The sequence below is a fragment of the Pseudomonas defluvii genome (assembly GCF_001695625.1).
Taxonomy (GTDB): Bacteria; Pseudomonadota; Gammaproteobacteria; order Pseudomonadales; family Pseudomonadaceae; genus Aquipseudomonas; species Aquipseudomonas defluvii.
Map to the genome: position 1 here is coordinate 1 of NZ_MBPN01000064.1, position 18,509 is coordinate 18,509.

Annotated in this window: 15 protein-coding genes; 1 reads left to right on the plus strand and 14 read right to left on the minus strand. The window is 62.7% G+C overall.

The genetic code is table 11. The features are described 5' to 3' along the window. Nucleotides 1-103: 103 nt before the first annotated feature. From EKA13_RS17140 to EKA13_RS17185, 10 genes are all read right to left on the minus strand, one after another. Entirely contained in the window at nt 104-1,486 is a 1,383-nt protein-coding gene (locus EKA13_RS17140; RefSeq protein ID WP_065760539.1) for a DUF1329 domain-containing protein, read from the minus strand. Nucleotides 1,487-1,567: 81 nt separating this feature from the next. Beyond that, complete coding sequence (locus EKA13_RS17145) at nt 1,568-3,262, minus strand: class I adenylate-forming enzyme family protein (RefSeq protein WP_065760540.1); 1,695 nt, start codon at nt 3,260-3,262, stop codon at nt 1,568-1,570. 35 nt (nt 3,263-3,297) lie between these two features. Further along, nucleotides 3,298-4,452 carry an acyl-CoA dehydrogenase family protein gene (locus tag EKA13_RS17150; protein WP_065760541.1) on the minus strand — a complete coding sequence of 385 codons (1,155 nt, stop codon included), beginning with the start codon at nt 4,450-4,452 and terminating at the stop codon, nt 3,298-3,300. Then, complete coding sequence (locus tag EKA13_RS17155) at nt 4,449-5,654, minus strand: acyl-CoA dehydrogenase family protein (protein ID WP_065760542.1); 1,206 nt, start codon at nt 5,652-5,654, stop codon at nt 4,449-4,451. The genes EKA13_RS17150 and EKA13_RS17155 overlap by 4 nt, the downstream gene beginning before the upstream one ends. A gap of 82 nt (nt 5,655-5,736) precedes the next feature. Next, nucleotides 5,737-6,906, minus strand: a complete 1,170-nt coding sequence (locus EKA13_RS17160; RefSeq protein WP_065760543.1) for an acyl-CoA dehydrogenase family protein — start codon at nt 6,904-6,906, stop codon at nt 5,737-5,739. Nucleotides 6,907-6,917: 11 nt separating this feature from the next. After that, nucleotides 6,918-8,096, minus strand: a complete 1,179-nt coding sequence (locus EKA13_RS17165; protein WP_065760544.1) for a lipid-transfer protein — start codon at nt 8,094-8,096, stop codon at nt 6,918-6,920. A gap of 17 nt (nt 8,097-8,113) precedes the next feature. Then, nucleotides 8,114-8,533, minus strand: a complete 420-nt coding sequence (locus tag EKA13_RS17170) for a MaoC family dehydratase (protein ID WP_065760545.1) — start codon at nt 8,531-8,533, stop codon at nt 8,114-8,116. Further along, entirely contained in the window at nt 8,505-9,638 is a 1,134-nt protein-coding gene (locus EKA13_RS17175; RefSeq protein ID WP_065760546.1) for an acyl-CoA dehydrogenase family protein, read from the minus strand. Before EKA13_RS17175 ends, EKA13_RS17170 begins: the two co-directional genes overlap by 29 nt. 11 nt (nt 9,639-9,649) lie before the next feature. Then, a complete protein-coding gene (locus EKA13_RS17180; RefSeq protein ID WP_083199833.1) occupies nt 9,650-10,621 on the minus strand; it encodes a bifunctional MaoC family dehydratase N-terminal/OB-fold nucleic acid binding domain-containing protein in 972 nt (323 codons plus the stop codon). A 56-nt stretch (nt 10,622-10,677) separates the two neighbouring features. Next, the gene (locus tag EKA13_RS17185) at nt 10,678-11,463 is read right to left on the minus strand and encodes an SDR family oxidoreductase (protein ID WP_065760547.1); all 786 of its coding nucleotides are present in this window, start codon (nt 11,461-11,463) and stop codon (nt 10,678-10,680) included. Between the two features lie 142 nt (nt 11,464-11,605). On the opposite strand from EKA13_RS17185, the gene EKA13_RS17190 reads away from it, so the two are divergent. After that, nucleotides 11,606-12,391 (plus strand): enoyl-CoA hydratase, encoded by a 786-nt coding sequence (locus tag EKA13_RS17190; protein WP_065760548.1) that lies wholly within the window; start codon nt 11,606-11,608, stop codon nt 12,389-12,391. A gap of 102 nt (nt 12,392-12,493) precedes the next feature. Here the strand turns inward: EKA13_RS17190 and EKA13_RS17195 are convergent, their stop codons facing one another. From EKA13_RS17195 to EKA13_RS17210, 4 genes are all read right to left on the minus strand, one after another. Beyond that, entirely contained in the window at nt 12,494-13,252 is a 759-nt protein-coding gene (locus EKA13_RS17195) for an SDR family oxidoreductase (protein ID WP_065760560.1), read from the minus strand. A 20-nt stretch (nt 13,253-13,272) separates the two neighbouring features. Beyond that, nucleotides 13,273-14,970 (minus strand): FAD-binding protein, encoded by a 1,698-nt coding sequence (locus tag EKA13_RS17200; RefSeq protein WP_065760549.1) that lies wholly within the window; start codon nt 14,968-14,970, stop codon nt 13,273-13,275. A gap of 8 nt (nt 14,971-14,978) precedes the next feature. After that, nucleotides 14,979-16,688, minus strand: a complete 1,710-nt coding sequence (locus EKA13_RS17205) for an FAD-binding protein (protein WP_065760550.1) — start codon at nt 16,686-16,688, stop codon at nt 14,979-14,981. A gap of 123 nt (nt 16,689-16,811) precedes the next feature. Continuing rightward, nucleotides 16,812-18,503, minus strand: a complete 1,692-nt coding sequence (locus tag EKA13_RS17210) for a methyl-accepting chemotaxis protein (protein ID WP_245704355.1) — start codon at nt 18,501-18,503, stop codon at nt 16,812-16,814. Nucleotides 18,504-18,509 lie beyond the last annotated feature (6 nt).

Sequence of the window (18,509 nt, forward strand, 5' to 3'; positions counted from 1 at the left end):
GAGTTGTGTACGCCAATGGCGTAACACTGGCATCTGCTGCGATAGAAAAAAGCCCTGCCGGAGACCGGCAGGGCTTCAAGGTGCAGCCACTACAGCGTAACGATCAGCGACCGATAGCCCGCGCCGCGTCGGACGTGTACATGTCCGGCGTGAACTTGCTCTCGTTGAGGATCGGCCCTTTCTTCGCCTCGTTGGTCATCCCGTAGCCGGTGTACTGGCCCGAGTTCAAGTCCATGAAAAACTGTGAACCTGCCTGCCAGCCGCTCATGTCCGGATGGTAGTAGTAGTTGATCATTGCATGCTTCCACAGCTGCCCACGGGCATCGTAGTTATCGGCCATGACCGCGTTCCAGGTGTCTTCGTCAATGAACAGCACCCGCTTGCCATAGACGTGGCGATAGCCTTCCTTCAGGTCAGCCTCCACTACCCAGACACGCCGCAGCTCATAACGCATGAACTCAGGATTGGGGTGGTTGGGCGTGAGCATGTCAGCGTACTTGATGTTCCCCGCATTCGGTTTGAACGCGTTGGCCGGGCTGTAAATTTCACGCTTGCCAATCAGTTTCCAGGTGTAGCGTTCCGGCGCGCCGTTGAACAACCGGTCCTCATCGACCGTCATGGTCCCGTTGGTACCGATCATCGGTTGGTCATAACCGTAGCCCGGCATTTGCCGGACGCGTCGGGTCGACGGGCTATAGGCCCAGGCCTGGCGGGATTCGGTGGCGAAGTTGTAGGGTTCATGGGCAATGCTGATCACGCCGTTGTCACGGGCCGGTTTCAGCGTGGTGTTGTAACTCATCGCCTGGACCTTGTCTTCGGTCTTGGGTTCGACCGTTGGCGAGTTGGCCTGCGACAGGTTGCGCGCATGGGCACGGCCCCAACCGATACTGCCGTTGGGCAACACGGACGCCAGGTCGCTGATCTTTTCCTCGGTGTAGGCGCGCGCCGGCAACTGATGGTTCCAAAGCACTTCCATGCCGTTTTTCGGAATCGGGAACGGCACCTGACCGAGCCCTTCAATGCCCAGGCCGTCATTGACCAGCTTGGCAGTCAGTGCGTTCTGCATCGCCCGCCGGCACACATAATCGGGGTAACGGAAATCCCGATGCCCAGGGTAGACGTTCATCTTGTAGGTGGTCGGGTACTTCTTCAGCAGGGCTTTCTGACCTTCGGTCAGGTGCGCCTCGTACTGGCTCATGTTCTGTGCGGTGATCACCAGGATCGGCTTCTCCGACGCGTAAGGGTCCACAGGTTGGTCACCCGAGAACTTCACGTGATTCCAGCCGGGGACCTCACCCAGGTATTTGCCGGTGTACGGGGGAATGGTTCCTGCAGCATTACCGGCCTGCTCGGCACCGACGCAGGTCAGTTCCTTGCCCAGCTTGGCGGCTTCCTGAGGCGACACCTCGGCGTATGCGCTACCGATAATCCCGGCATTGGCGGTTAATGCGGCTGCGAGCATGACACCTGTTCTTGTTATTTTCATGTATTGCCTCCTTCGCTGATAAGGCTTGCGGGTATGGGCCTATTGTTCGTGTTCTGACGGCGCCAACATCGTCCGGAAAGACTAAAAATCAAGGTGCTTCCACCTTTCTTTCAGCGCGCTCTTGAGCACTTTGCCGGTGGCGTTGCGTGGCAGTGGCTCAGCCTGCGAGTACACCCGCGCCGGGACCTTGTAGCCCGCCAGCCGCTGGGCAATGAATGCACAGACGTGCTCTTGGTCGGGCATCTGCCCGGTATTGCCGTGAATGACCAACGCCACGGCTTCACCCAGTACCGGATCGGGGATGGCAAATGCCGCCGCCTCGTCAACACCGGGCATTTCACTGACACAGGCTTCAATTTCGGCCGCCGAGATTTTCTCGCCACCGCGGTTGATCAGGTCCTTGAGCCGCCCGGTAATGCAAAGAAATCCCTCCTCGTCCAGGTAGCCGATATCCCCCGTGTCGAGCCACCCGTCGCGCAAGGCCTCGGTGCTGGCCTGCGGCAGGTTCCAATAGCCGCTCATCAGGGTTGGCGAACGCAGCCAGATCAAACCACTGGAACCGTTGGGCAACGGCTGCCGCGGGTCGTCGCCAATGCGCACATCGACAATCGGCAATGGCCAACCGGCCGTTGCCGGTTTGTAGACGAACTGATCGCCCCCAATGGCCGCGCCGATGCCGTTGCTTTCCGTCAGGCCGTAACCGCTGCCACAAATGGCCTCGGGCTTGCGTGCGATCATCTCGGCCAGTAAACCACTGGAGGACGCACCACCCCCAAGGCCCAGCCCGAACAGGCTGGCGGTCTGCTCGGAGCCAAAGCGTGGCGATGCGAGCAGTTGCTGCATCATGACCGGTGCGCCACTGAACTGGGTACAGTGCTCCTCACAGATCAGATCGAGGGCGCGTTCGACGTCCCACTTGTACATCAGCAGCAAACGCCGGCCACTGCGCATTGCCGAAAGGAACTGCGCATGCAACCCGCTGACATGGAACAGTGGAACCGCCATCAGGGTGGTGGGTGGGTAGCCGCTCTGGATCACCCCACTGATGAGCTCAGGTGAGCTCAGCGCGCAGAATGCGCTCTGGAACTCCAGTGCGGTCAGGGCCTGACAGATCGCTCGGTGGCTGGACACCACGCCCTTGGCCCGGCTGGTAGTGCCGGAGGTGTAGAGGATCAGTGCCGGTGCATCAGGGTCAATATTCACCACTGGAACAGGCAAGCGCGCGTCGGCCAACAGGTCTTCATAGCGAAGACAGTACTCGGGCAGTTGTACCTGACGTTCCGTTCCCACAACGATCGTTGGCAACTGGTCGCCGGCCAGGTCGTCTTGCAGCACGCTCAGCCGCGGTTCATCGCACAGCAGCACGCGGGCACCGCTGTCGTGCAAGCCATGCAGCAACTCGTCACGCAGGCCCCAGCTATTGAGCGGTACACACACCGCGCCACAACGCTGGATCGCGGCGAATGCCACCAGCCAGGCCGGCTGATTGCGCATGGCAATGGCAACCCGCTCGCCAGGACGCAGGTCAAAGCAGGCGACCATCTGCCCTGCCAGCCGGTCAACCTGATCGAAGTACTCGGCAAAGGTCAGCCGCTGTGCTTGCCACACCAGGAACTCGCGCTCACCGTGCACACGACCGGCATCAATTGCTTCCACCAGGTTGTGTGCGGTATGCCGAAAAAAACGTGCACCACCCTCCGCCGGGCTTACCACTTCAAAAGGCGAGCCCGGTGCAATCAATTGCTGCCAGGCGGATTGCCATCGTTCAATGCTCATGTGTCGTTCTCCAGGGCAACCGAGACGTCGCGCCTTCAGGCGCAGGCCTCGTCGAGGGCCGAATAGCGTTCGCAATGAAAATCCCGGTCACCCAAACAGGCCTGGGCGACGCGCACACGCTTGAGGTAAAGACCGACATCCAGTTCATCGGTGACCCCGATGCCACCGTGCATCTGTACGGCTTCATTGCTGACCTTGATTGCCGTATCACCGGCCTTCCACTTCGCCAGGCTGACCAGTCGGCCACGTTCGGCGACACTCAGGCTGGCGTCGTCCAGGGCCGCCAGCCCGGCCATGACTGCGCTGCGGGCCAGGGCCAGATCGACGTACAACTGGGCGGCACGATGTTGCAGGGCCTGGAACGAGCCAATCGGCGTGTCGAATTGCACGCGGGTCTTGAGGTAGTCGAGGGTGGTCTGGAACAGTTGCTCGGCCATGCCCAACAGTTCTGCGGCCAGGCACGCACGGCCGCGGTCCAGCGCGGTGTCCAACGCGGCCCAGCCATCACCGAGCGTGCCCAACAGTGCGTCACTGCCCAGTTGCACACCGTCCAGCCGTAGCCGCGCACAGTTACGCGAGTCGATCAACGGCAAGGCGCTGCAATTCAGCCCAGGGGTATCGGCAGGTACCAGGAACAGGCTGATCCCCTGTGCCTCACCCGCATGCCCCGAGGTACGCGCAGCCAGCAGGTACGCATCGGCGCCAACCCCGTCGACCACCCAGTACTTGTCACCCCGCAAACGGAAACCGTCACCCTCGACCACCGCCTCAAGGGCCGTACCCAACGGGTTATGACGTGACTGTTCATCCAGCGCCAGGGCCAGGCGTTTCTCGCCGCTGATCAGGGCATTCAGCCAGCGGTCCTGCTGTTGCGGGTTGCCCGTCAGGTGCAATAGCGAACCACCCAGCACCACGCTCGACAGCAAGGGCGTGGCCGCCAGGTTGTGGCCGATAGACTCGAACACCGGCCCAAGCCCCATGCAGCCAAAGTCCAGGCCACCGTAATTTTCCGGAAATGGAATTGCACTCCAGCCCAGTTCCACGGCGGCTTGCCACAGCTGCGGATCAAAACCGAGCACCGAGCCCTCGTCGCGCAGCCGACGCTGGGCCGCAACCGGGCTGCGCGCCGCGAGAAAATCCCGGGCACTGTCGGCGAGCAAGCGCTGCTCTTCGCTGTAGCGCAGGTTCATGGCGTCACTCCTTTCTTTGCATCGGGCAGACCAAGCACGCGCTTGGCGATGACATTGAGCTGGATCTCCGAGGCACCACCGGAAATCGTCAGGGCATAGCTGTTCAACCAGGCCCGGGTAATCGCCTGTTGCTGGGCACTGAAGGCCTCGCTTTGCCAGCCGAAGGCATGCCCGCCCATGGCATCGAGCAGGACTTCGAACTTGTCGCGCTCCTGCTCGGTGTGCACCAGTTTCATGATCGACATCAGGCCACTGACGTCGTCACCGAACCTGGCTTCTTCGCTCATGCGCTGAACCGTCAGGCCATAGGCGTGTTCATTCATCGCGCAGGCCACGGCGCGGGCATGCAGCGCCTGTTCACCTTGGCTTTGAGGGCGCGGCAGGTATTCACGCAGCAGCGAAAGCAAATGGAAATGCGAGGGCAGGCTGATCTCGCCAAACTTCGACATGGCCTTGCGTTCGTGCTGCAGCAGGTACTTGCCCAGGTTCCAGCCGCCATCCAAAGGGCCGATCAGTTGTTGCTTGGGCACCTTCACCGCATCGAAGAACACCTGGCAGAACGCCGATTTGCCGCTGATCAGGTCAATCGGTACCGCCTTGACCCCAGGGCTGCGCATATCCAGCACGATCAGGCTGATACCTTCATGCTTGGGCACCGAGGGGTTGGTTCGTACCAGAGCGTACATCCAATCGGATTTATCGCCGTAGGACGTCCAGATCTTGCTGCCATCAACGACAAAGTGGTCGCCAGCATCACGGGCCGCCATTTTCAGGCTGGCAAGGTCGGAACCCGCGTTAGGCTCAGAGAAGCCCTGACACCAGCGCACTTCACCCCGGGCCATGGGCGGCAATAACGTCCGCTTCTGCTCCTCACTGCCAAATGCCAGCAGCACCGGCCCAAGCATCCAGATGCCCAGGTTGATCTGGGGCGGCCGACACTTGAGCCTGCGCATTTCGCTCTCAAGTACCGCCAGTTGCTCTTCGCTCAAGCCCGCACCGCCGTATTCCTCGGGCCACTCCGGGCAGAACCAGCGCTTGTCACGCATGCGCTCAAACCACAACCGGGCGTCTTCGCTGGGGAACTGCGGCTGGCTGGCACCCCACACCACTTCGCCCTCCGCCATGGCGGTTCGCATGGACAAGGGGCAGTTGGCCTCCAGCCAGGCACGGGTCTCGTGCCTGAATTGCTCAATCGTGCTCATGAAATTCACCCTCGACCCGGCCCCGGACTCAGTCCGGAGCGGGTACTGTTCTTGTTGTATTGGCTGAGCGGCGCGGGCGCTGTCAGCGTTGGGTACGTGGCATGCCCAGGCCGAACTGGGCGATCAGTTCACGCTGAATTTCGTTGGTGCCACCGCCAAACGTCAGGGTGACCGAGGAGCGCAGTTCGTACTCCAGCTCCCCCTGCAACAAGGCCGCTGAGGAGCCGCTGCGCAACGAACCGTTGGCGCCGAGAATGGCGGCGAGCTTGCGCAGTATCTCGATGGCCGACTCGGAGCCGTACACCTTGGTGGTCGAACTCAGGGCCACATCCATGCGCTGCTGCTCAAGGTCGGCGGCGATACGCAAGTTGATCAGGCGCATCGCTTCCAGGCGGGCATAACACTCTGCCAACGAACTGCGCACCCAGCCCTTGTCCATGGCCCGTCGGCCCTGTTCATCACGGCAACGCGCCCACAGGTAGACCCGGCGGAACAAGGCGACGACCTTGTCCGACCAGGAGCCAAGCCCAAGCCGCTCATGGTTGAGTTGCTCGGTGATCAGCTTCCAGCCACCGTGCAGCTCCCCTACCAGCATGTCCTTGGGCACCCGCACGTTGTCGTAATAGGTGGCAGTCGTGGCAATGCTGGTGGTCGGGATCAGTGTCGTGGAAAACCCGGGCGCCTGGGTATCGAGGATCAGGATCGAAATCCCCTTGTGACGCGCTTGCGTGGGGTCAGTGCGCGCCGCCAGCCAGATGTAGTCCGCCGCATCGGCACCGGACGTCCACAATTTGTTGCCATTGACCACGAACTCATCGCCTTGCAGGCGTGCGCTGGTCTTGAGAACCGCCAGGTCACTGCCGGCGTCCGGCTCGGAGTAGCCGATGGCAAACATGATCTCGCCCGCAGCGATGCCCGGCAGGAAGCGCTCCTTTTGCAGCGCGCTGCCATGGGTCATCAGGGCCGGGCCGACAGTGCTGATGGTCACGAACGGCAATGGCGCACCGGCAATGTTGGCCTCTTCAAAGAAAATCAACTGCTCAGTGGCCGCGTAGCCTTGGCCACCATGCTCTTTGGGCCAGCCAACGGCCAGCCAACCGTCGCGGCCCATTTGCCGGATGGTTTGCCGGTACAGCTCGCCGCCTTCCTGGCCCCGCAACTGCTCACGCAGCTGCGGGGTCATCAGCGCCTGGAAGTAGTCCCGCACCTTGTGGCGCAGGGCGTGTTGTTCAGGAGTCAGATCAACGAACATATAACGCCTCCTTAGGCCGCGCCGAGAATCAGGCCGCTGGTCGGCACGCCGGTACCGGCAGTGACCAGCACGTTTTCTACCGCCGGCACCTGGTTGACCGCGGTGCCACGCACCTGACGCACCGCTTCGGCGACGCCGTTCATGCCATGAATGTAGGCTTCGCCCAGTTGTCCGCCGTGGGGGTTGATCGGCAACTTGCCGCCACGGGCATGATGGCCCGCGCGGATGAACTCCTTGGCCTCGCCACGCTTGGCGAAACCGAACTCTTCCAGTTGCGGCAGCACGAACGGGGTGAAATGGTCATAGATCACCGCTGTCTGAAACGCTTCCGGCCCCAGCCCTGACTGGCGATAAAGCTCACGGGCCACCACGCCCATTTCCGGCAGCCCGGTAATGTCGTCACGGTAGAACGAGGTCATGATCTGCTGACCGTCAGTAATGCCCTGGGAACCGGCCTTGATCATCACCGGCTTCTGGCGCAGATCGCGGGCACGCTCCGCCGAAGTGATCACCATGGCCACGGCGCCATCGGACTCCTGGCAGCAGTCGAGCAGGTGCAGCGGTTCGCAGATCCAGCGCGAGGCCTGGTGCTCCTCAAGGGTAATAGGCTTGCCGTAGAAAAACGCCTGGGGGTTGGTCGCGGCAAAATCACGCACGGCCACTGCGACCCGACCGAAATCCTCGGACGTGGCCCCATAGGTGTGCATGTAGCGTTGAGCAAACATGCCCACCCAGGCCGCCGGCGTATGGAAGCCGTGAGGCATGTACCAGCCGTAGTTGACGTTCTCGAAGATCGGCGTCGAGGCGAAACCGTACGTGCCGGTGCCGAAGCGATACCAGGACCGCTCATTCATGGCCCGGTAGACCACCACCACTTTTGCCACACCGGTGGCCACCGCCATGGCCGCGTGCATGATCGGCGCACACGCCGCACCACCGCCGTGGGGCACTTGCGAAAAGAACTTCACGTCCTTGCAACCCAACAGGCGGGCAATTTCGTATTCCGGAACCTTGTCCACCGAGTAAGAGCTGAAGCCCTCAACCTCGGAAGGGTCAATGCCCGCATCCTTCAGCGCGCTCAGCGTGGCTTCAAGGGCCAGGCGCAGTTCCGTGCGCCCGGAGTTCTTGGAAAACTCGGTCGCGCCCAAACCAACTATCGCGGCGCGTCCGGATATCGACGAAGTCGTCATGTCTGTGTCTCCGGCTGTCAGGGCAGGACCAGCGCGACCGTACCGGTCACGTGGTTGCCCATGGAATTTTTGCCGCTGAGGGTGACTTCCACCGTACGGGTGTCGGCATCCTGGCGGGTCACGCTGCCGCTGAAGGTCATGCAGTCACCAGGGTAGTTCGGTGCACCCAGCTTGATTTTCAGTGAGGTGAACGTGGCCAACGGCCCCGCCCAGCCTTCGACATAACGTTGCACCAGCCCGTTGGTGGTCAGGATGTTCATGAAGATATGCGGTGAGCCCAGTGCGCGGGCTGCCTCCAGGTCATGGTGCCCCGGAAAATAATCCCGGGTGGCAATCGCGCCACCGGTGATCAGGCCGACCGTGATTGGAACCGCCAGTTCAGGCAGCACTTCGCCGGGGCGCACGTCTTCAAAGCGCTTGGTGTTCTTCGAGGTCATATTTCCATCCCAGCTTGTCGTTATCGCTCAGCCAATCGCCGAGACGTTCCAGGCTTGCCGCCGAACCACCCAGGGCGAGGCCCAGGGCGCGGCTCCAATAGAGAAAACGGTGGATCGGGTACGTCAGGTCGACGCCGATACCGCCATGCACGTGCTGTGCGATGTGGCCGATGCGATGTCCCGCTTCACACGCCAGATAAGCGGTGGCCAGCGCTTCCGACGGCGACGGCAAACCGGCGTCGAGGCGATAGCAGAGTTGCCAAAGCACACTGCGCAGGGCCTCAAGGGCGATATGCGCATCGGCCATGCTCATTTGCACCGCCTGGAAGCTGCCGATACGCCGCTCGAACTGCTGACGCTCACTGACATAGGCCACGGTGCGGCGGATCTGCTCCTCGCTGACACCCAACTGCAACGCGGCCAAGGCCGCCACGCTGCGTGGCTCCAGCCAGGCCAGGGCAGCACTGGGCAGCAACTGCGGGGCCGCAACGCGCAGGCCCTCGACATGCACATCGGCCACGGCTTCACCGTGGGTAAGCACCGCTGGCACACGGGTTACCTGTGCGACCGAGAGATCGAGCAGCAACAACCGCGGCTGGCCGTCTACGTCTGCCAGCACCAGTGCCGCCCGTGCCTGTTCACCCAGGGCCACGGCCGCAACCCGACCATTGATTTCCCAGCCCTCGGCACACGGACGGGCCTGAAGCTCGATGCCGCAGGCACTGCCAAGGGCATCGATGGCCAGGGTCAGCATGGCTTCACCCGAGGCGGCTTTTTCGGCCCAGGTCGCGAGCTCGGGCAATGCGAACTCGGCAAGGGTCGCTGCGGCCAGTTGATGCCGCCACAGCGGCACCTGTGCCAAGCCCTTGCCCTGAGCCTGCAACACCAGCATCAGCTCGGTCATGCCCAGGCCACTGCCACCGTGGGATTCAGGAATCGCCAAGGCGTGCAGCCCGGTTTCAATGCAGAGCGCCCAGAGTGGAGCCATCAGCGGCTCACCACTGGTATCCCAGCGACGCAGGTAGTCGTCGTGGCAGTGGTCGACAAACAGGCTGTCAGCCATCTGCGCAATCGCGCGCTGGTCTTCGGTCAATTCAAAATTCATGGGGTCAACTCCTACGCGCCGACGGGCCGAAACAGGGGCAAGGTCAGCGCGTCATCGAAGGTCTGGAACTCGACCTGCAAACGCTGGCCGATCTGCAACTGCTCACGCTCAATGCCGACCAACCCGGCGATCAGGCGTACGCCCTCCTCCAGCTCGATCAGACCGATGGGGTTCGGGTGATCGAACGGCGCGACCTCCGGGTAGTGCATGACCACAAACGAGTAGAGGCTGGCGCGACCACTGGCCTGGACGGTGTCCCAGTCGAAGCTGTGGCACTGGATGCATACCGGCGCGGGTGGATGGCGCAAGGTGGCGCAGGCCGTGCAGCGCTGGATCAACAGTTGGCCCTGTGCGCAGCCCTCCCAGAAGAACCGGGTGTCGTCACTGATGCCCGGTTGCGGGCGCTTGGCCTTGGCAGGTGCAGCGGCCGGCGCAGGCGCTGCTGGCTGAGCATTGGCCGGGCGAAACTTGAACACGCGGAACAGCAACTCGCCTACCGGTTCGTCGCCACCGGCCTTTTCGACGAAGTGACTCATCACCAGGGTGACAAAGAAGCCCGTGCCCAAGGCGGTGGTTTTCTCATCGCCCACCGCATCCAGGCGGGTGGTGTAGTAGAGCTTTTCACCCAGGCGCAAGGGGCGCGTGAAGCTCAGCTCGGAGTTCACTGCCACGACCGAGTTATAGCCGTACTGCTCGAACAGCTTGAGCACTTCATAGGGGTTTTCGTCGGTGGAGCCTGGCGGATAGTGGTTGGCATGGAAGCCTTCCATGGTCCACACCTGCAACATCGCCGGCGGCGCAATCAAGCCCTCATGGGGCGTGCCGAGGGCAAACGCAGGATCGGTGTAGAGCGGGTTTTCGACACCCATGATCTCGCACCACTGACGAATCATCGGTGCATTGACCTCATCCCAGGCATACACACGACCGTATTGGCGCCCCACTAGGGCGCGCACATTGGATAGCAATTGTGGATCAGCCAAAGTCGTCTCCTGCAAATTGAGGGCGGCAACCGGACCCGGCCGCCACCATGGGTCGATCAGGTGGGCAGAACCTGCGCCGCACCGAGAAACGCCGGACGTTCGCCACCGCCATGCAGCAGCAGGTTGCAGCCGCTGGCGTAGCTGGCCAGCGGCGAGGCGATGTACAGGCAGGCATTGGCGACATCCGCCGCCACGGCCATGCGACCGGCCGGGATACCGGCGCTGACGGCGGCGATACCGGCGTCGTTGCCGTAATGCAGGTGGGCCTGTTCCGTCAGCACCAGGCCCGGGCTGACCGCGACCACACGAACCTTCGGCCCCCATTCCACCGCCAGCGACTGCACCAGTGACAGGACGCCAGCCTTGGCCGCGCCATAGGCCGCCGTCCCGGGTGAGGCGCGCAAGGCGCTGATGCTGCCGATAAACACGATGCAACCGCCCTGCACTTGCGCCTGCATCAGGCGGTTGGCGTGCTGGGCGACATTCAGAGGCGCGATCAGGTTGAGACGAATGATGCTGTCGTGAAAACGTGGCGATGCGCTGGCGGCCTCGGCTGCCGGGCTACCGCCTGCGTTGTTGATGACCACGTCAAGGCGGCCAAAATCGCGACTGATGGTGTCGAACAGCGCCTGTAGCGAGTCCGGGTCGCGCACGTCCGCCGGGATGAAGATGGCGCGCTTCCCCTCCAGCGTCGGCACCTGCTCAGGCGCTGAGCGGGCGCAGACGATCACCTGCGCATCGGCCGCCAGAAACTCACGCGCAATGCCCGCGCCAATGCCCTTGGTACCGCCGGTGACGAGCACCACCTTGCCACTGTAATCAAGCCCCGAATGCAGCCCCATGTCGCGCTCCTTAATTCTGCTGACAGGGTTCACTCTAGGGACAAAGCCAGGCCCATTCTTCGTCTGAACGGACGATGAATCATCACCGTCCGGCCGTGACACTGGCAGGCATTCACCTGACGCCTGGCTCACGAGGACGCTCATGCCTGATTCATCCGCTCCACCGGTTCTGCTCGAACGCCCGCTGCCTGGCGTAGCCCTGCTGCGGCTCAACCGTCCGCACGCGACCAATGCCCTGAGCCTGGAGTTGCAAGCCTTGCTGTCGCGTTACTTCAGCGAACTGAGCGCCGACCCGCAGGTGCGTTGCATCCTGCTGACGGGCGGCGACAAGGTGTTTGCCGCAGGCGGCGATATCAACAGCATGGCCGGCGTCGGCCCTATCGATATCTACCGGCGCCATACCGAACGGGTCTGGGCGCCGATTCAGCACTGCCCGAAACCGGTGATCGCGGCGATCTGCGGGTACGCCTATGGCGGTGGCTGCGAGTTGGCGATGCTTGCCGACCTGATCGTCGCCGGGCGCAGCGCACGCTTCTGCCAACCGGAAATTCGTATCGGCATCATGCCGGGCATTGGCGGTACCCAGCGATTGGTCCGCGCCGTGGGCAAGGTAAAGGCCATGCGCATGGCCCTGACCGGGCAACCGATCAGCGCCGAAGAAGCCTGGGTGGCCGGCCTGGTCAGTGACCTGGTGGACGATGATCAGGTCCAGGCTCACGCCCTGGAGCTGGCTCGCGTCATCGCAGCGATGCCGGCATTGGCCGCAGAACAGATCAAGGAAGTGATTCTCGCCGGCATGGATGCGCCGCTGGAGGCCGGCCTGGCACTGGAGCGCAAGGCCAATGCCCTGCTGTTCGCCTCCCGAGACCAGAAAGAAGGCATGCAAGCCTTTATCGAAAAGCGCCCGGCACAATTCGAGGGGCATTGAACGGCATCCACTCGGAAGAACGCAGCACTGCAACACAGCACAAGGCCGCTTGCCCGTTTCAACAGGCAAGCGGCCTTGTGCAATCAAGCACTAACGTGATGATCAGATGCTCATCACCATCTGCCCACTGTCGATGCGCAGTTCGACGCCGTTGATGGCCCGGGACTCATCGCTGGCAAGAAACAGCACACTGGCCGCCACATCCTCGGGCAAGCACATGCGGTTCATCGGGTCACTGTCGATGGTCAGGCGGACCGGGTCGACACCCTGCGGGAAGCCGCCACTGGTCATGTCGGTGAGTACGCCGTCCGGGTGCAGGGTATTGCAGCGGATCCGGTACTTGCGGCGTCGGCAGAGCACCGCCACTGAACGCGACAAGGCCGCCACAGCGCCTTTCGAAGCACTGTAGGCCATGAAATCATCACGCCCGGCCAGTGCCGCAATCGACGACAGGTTGATGATCGAACCACCGCCCTCCTTCATCAGCGCAATCCCCTCGCGACAGCCGAGAAACACACTGTCGGCATTGACCCGCATGACCTTCTGCCAGTCCTGCAACGAAGTTTCTTCGACTGAACCGCTCAGCAGTATGCCGGCATTGTTGAGCAGGATATCCAGGCGGCCATAGCGCTCACGCAAGTGCGCCATGACCTGCTTCCACTCTGCCTCGCTGCTGGCGTCATGGCGGATAAACGCCGCAGCCGGGCCGATCTCGGCAGCCAGTGCCTCACCGGCAACGACGTCGATGTCGCTGATCAGCACCTGGGCGCCTTCAGCCGCCAACAACCGTGCACTGGCACGGCCAATACCCTTGGCACCGCCAGTCACCAGCGCCACCTTGCCATGAACCCGTCCGGGCATGTTGTTCTCCTTGATCGTCATCAGCTCATCTCGTGTGCGCGGTTATGTTGCAGTGGCTGTGCAGGGTTAATTGCGGCTGCCGTCCCGGCGCGACGCCCGGAGAACACGCAATCGGCCAGTGATAGACCACTGATGTACAGGTGTGAGGGAATGCCCAGGGCGGTGCGACCGGCAGCGTAAAGGCCCGCAATGGGCTGCCCTTGGGTATCCAGCACGGCCCCGTTGCCTTCATCCACCCGCAAACCGCCCAGGGTCAACGCCCCTAGCGGGAAGACCGGGTTGGTCACGGAAATGTCGCAGGCGTAGAACGGGCCCTGCTCAAGCACCTGGCGACCGCCTGGCGACTTGCCGAATGGATCGGGCGCCTCACCACGCGCAGCCGCATTGTTGGCCTGCAGCGACTGGCGCAACGCGCTGGCCTTCATGCCAGTGACCGTAGCCAGTTGTTCCAGGCACTTGCCCTTGCTCACCTTGAGCAGCATCAACGCCAGCGCCGGCACGCTCTGGAACCACCAGTACCCACCGAACAGTGCCTCCCGGATCGCCTTCTTGCGCAGCGGGGCATCGAGCACCAGCCAGGCCTTGCCGCCCTGCTCCTCCATCAACGGCTGACCCAGCGTCGCGCCATAGACCTCTTCGTTGCAGAAACGCTGGCCTTGGCTGTTGACCACGATGCCCTTGTGCCAACTGTAGGGCGGATTGATGAACCGCCAGGCCGACACCCGATTCAGCGCAGCGCCTTCACCACCGGCACTCACGCCCAGGCGCAGGCCGCTGCCGTCACAGCCGGTGGCGCCCACCTTGAAGTTGCGGCGAAATTTCGGCGCGTGCTGCTTGATCAGTTCGCGGTTGAAGATGAACCCGCCCGTACTGAGGATCACCCCGTTCCGGGCCCTGACCAGCCGTGGCCGGGCGAACTCGCGCTCCAGTTGGCTGACCCGCAGGCGTAACCTGTCACAGTAGGCCGGGGAAAAGTTCTGCAAGCGCTCGGCACGGGCAGCCCAACGGGCGTGCAGCTTCGCCTGCTTGCTGCCCGGCGGCAGGCACCACAGCTCGGCACCGATCACCCGGCCCTCCTGGTCAAGCACCAGGCGCTTGGCGGCTGATTGCAGCAGTGGCCGCACCCCGGCGCGCAGGCAAGCCGCCTTGAGGTGCGAATACAGCACCGCACCACACTGGCCTTTGCCGACCGTACGGTGGCCGCGTGGCGCCGGAGGCAACGGGCCGCTGTGCTGCGGTACCAGCTCATTGCCGGAGTAGTAGAGGAAGTAGCCGTCGGGTGGATAGGAGGTCTTGCCACCTGGGGGCATCTGGTGCCCGTAAGGCGCACCGTGGCTTTCCAGCCAATCTAGGTTGGCCACGCTGTCCGCACAAAAGCGCCGCAGGGTCTCGTCGCTGACCACGCCCTGGGTTTCGTGCTTGAGGTAGTCGAACATGGCCTCGGGGGTGTCACTGAAGCCTGCGGCGTACTGATACCGGGTCCCCCCACCGGCATACACGACGCCACCGCTCTTGGCACTGGCGCCGCCACCTGTGAAACGGTCGGCGATCAGCACATCGACGCCATTGGCGCGGGCCTCCAGTGCCGCACAGGCCCCGGCCGCGCCCCAACCGATGATCAGCACATCGCACTGCTCATCCCATGTCACGCTACTGCTGTCGGCAACGCGCAATGGTGCCTGAATCGCCGTACAGGTGCTGTTATCAGACATCTCCATGACGGCTCCTAACGCTGGCTGGCGAGGTGGTTGGCAGCGACATAGGCGAAGGTCATCGCCGGCCCGAGGGTGCCGCCCGCCCCCGGATAACTGGTACCCATTACCGACGCGGAGCAGTTGCCGATCGCGTACAGGCCGTCAATGGGCGTACCGTTGTCGCGCACCACTTGTGCATGTTCGTTGGTCAGCAAGCCGCCCTTGGTGCCAATATCACCGGCATCCAGGCGCATGGCGTAGTACGGCCCCTTGCGCAGGGGCGCCAGGCACGGGTTGGGCTTGATATTGCTATCGCCGTAGTAACGGTCGAACACATTGCCGCCACGGTCGAAGTCCAGGTCCTGGCCGGTGCGCGCATAGTCGTTGACCTTGTCCACTGTGCGCTCAAGGCCCACTGCATCGACGCCGATCTGTTCGGCCAGTTGCGCCAGGGTGTCGGCCTTCCAGTACAAGGTGTTCAACCATTCCTTGCGCAGACGGCTGTCAGGCATGACCTGGGCCGGCATCAACGGGCCCATGGCGTAGTGGAAGCGGAAATGCCCGTCAAAAATCACCCAGGCCGGCACGGACTTTCCGCCTGTACGCTGATTGTCGCGGAGCATGGCATCGACGAACTCCAGGTACGGAGCCGCTTCGTTGACGAAGCGTTGCCCCTCGCCGTTGACCACAATTGCCCCGGGGAATGCCCGCTCGGCAAAGATACCGCGCGGCTTTTCCTCGCCCGGCACGGCAATGGTCGGCGCCCACCAGGCCCAGTCCATCAACGCGGTCGCCGCGCCCTGGGCGATCCCCGCTTCCAACGCGGCACCGGTGTTGTTGCCCGGTGGCGTCGCACTCCAGGCCATGCGGGTCGGCTTGGGCAGGTATTGCTCGCGCAATGCCTGGTTCTGCTCGAAGCCACCGGAGCCCAGAATCACCCCGTAACGCGCATGCAGCTGCTTTTCCTGACCCTCACGTTGCACCGTGACCCCAGTGACCCGGCCCTGCTCCGTGAGCAACCCACGAAAATCGGTGTTCAGCCACAACGGCACGTTACGGTCCATCAGAGAACGACGCAGCGATGCAACCAACGCGCTGCCAAGGGCCGCGCGGCGGTCGAATTTACTTTTGCGCCGCCATTTGAAGTCCAGTTTGTAACGCAGCATCAGGCCCATGATCAGCCAGCGCCAGCCAAAGCTGCGGGCCATGGCCTTGTGCGCATGCCGGGCAGTCCAGGCAATACGCCCCATCAGCAAGGTCGAGGGTGACGGCTTGCGCAGGTTGTCCAGTTCCTCACCGAGCAGGCTGGTGTCGAACAACTCGGGGTCGAGGGTGCGTCCTCCGGGCAGCGAACCAGGCAAATGCGGGTAGTAGTCCGGGTACTTGGCAGCCACCGCATAACGTACCCGACTGGTACGGGTGAGCGCCTCGATCATCTTTGGCGCATTGTCCAGGTAGGCCTGCAGGCGCGCATCATCAACGTGCTCGCCAGCCGCGGCCTTGAGGTAGCGCATCGCCAACTCGAAGCTATCGTTACCGCCCTGGCGAGCAAAGTAGTGATTGTTCGGGATCCAGATCCCACCGCCGGAAATAGCCGAAGTACCACCGTACTTGTCGCTTTTTTCCACGATCAGCACGCTGAAACCCTGGTCGGCGAGGAAGACCGCCGACGTCATCGCACCTGCACCCGAACCAACGACGATCACGTCGTAGTGGGTTTGAGACTGAACTTGAGCCGTCATTGTTGTTATGCCATTAGCTGAGGTCAGGAAAGACCGCCGACGACGATACGGGGACGCTGGCGGTGTGCATCCCATGATCACGGCTGACCGGGGCGCTCTCATCGTCAAAGCGGACTAGACCCGTCAGACGACATTGAACCTGGCGGACAACTGGTCCAGTGCCCGCGCCAACTGCTCCAGGTCTGACGCCGCCGCGGCACTGCGGCCGGCATTGGCCGAGAGCACGCCGGTGCCGGCCGAAACGCTCTCGACGCGCGCGACCATCTCCTGGGTAACCCGTACCTGTTCGGCGATCACCACAGCAATGGTGTCGACGCTTTGAATCACATCGTCAGTACCACTGCGGATCTGCGCCACCGAGTCGCCGGCCTCCTCTGCCAGCCCAACCCCATCACGCACCCGACTGATCACCCGGTCCATCCCACCAACCACCGCCTGGGTCCCCTCCTGGATGCGTTGTACCGTGAGGTCGATTTCGCCGATTGAACGGGCCGTACGTTGCGCCAACAGCCTGACCTCATCGGCCACCACGGCAAAGCCACGGCCCTGCTCTCCTGCCCTTGCGGCCTCGATGGCGGCGTTCAGCGCCAGTAAATTGGTTTGCTCGGCAATGCTGCGAATCACATTCAGCACCGTACTGATCTCGCCGGAGAACACTTCCAACTCACGGATATGCACGGCGGTATCACTGATCACGTCGCTGATGCGGTTCATTCCATGGGCCATATCGCGGATAAAACCTTCGCTTTTGCCCGAACGCCCCGCTGAGTGCTGCGTGATGTTGCGCGAAACCCCGACCTGGGTATCGACTTCGCTGATTGAACCCGACAGCTGCTCAACTGCAGCAGAAATGCCGCGCACGGCGTCAGCCTGCTGCTGCGCAGCCAACGAGGCCAGCTCTGCCGATTCGGCCATGTGTGCCGCTTCGTGACTGACACGCTGCACCAACGAGCGCATCTGCGAGATCAACCCGTGCAGGCTGTCGCGCATCGTCGCGATATCACCCAGCATCCGGGCAAACTCATCGCGCCCCTTGACCTCGATGGGCTGCGACAGGTCGCCACTGGCAATCGCGCGCACACTGGCGCCCGCCTGGGCAAAAGCCCGTTTCAGGCGACGCAAGGTCGAGAACGCGGTAACGCTGCCAGCCAACACCCCCACCACCGCCAGCACCAGATACGCCAGCAGGGTCGAGCGATAGCGTTGCTGGGCGAGGTCGTATGCCCGCGCAGCCGCTTCCTTCTGCAACGTCTGCAGCTTGCCCAGTTCAATACCCGCCGCATCGCCAGCAGGTTCGGCCATGCGCAGGAAAGAAATGATGCCGGACAGCCGATAGTCACCCGCGCGCAAGGACTCCAGCAAAAGCTCCAGCTCACCCAGCCACGCCTGGTAATGGCCATCGAAGGCCTCGGCCACCTGCTGCTCATGGCTGGACAAGGGGCGTTGGCGGTAGCTGGCCCACACCTGAGCGAGCGCGTGATTGTTGGCTTCGATGGCCGCTAGCGTCACATCGATCGAGCGGTCGAACGCCGCCACCAGCGGGCCTTCCGGGTCATGCTGAATGGCAAGCAACACCAGCCGCCGACTTTCGTCGAGACGGTGCTGGACCTCACCGACAGTGAGCAGCGTCGCCAGATTGTCTTCATTGATGGTACGCAGACTGTCACGGGCCTGTTGCAGGCCATAGCCACCAAAACCGACCGCAACGATAAACAACAGTGTGGCCAACAACGCCCAGAACCACAGGCGCTGGGCAATAGTGATCGCGTTGAACATAAGCAACGGTAAACCCCGTAGAGGCGACAAGGCGCTCATCCGAGC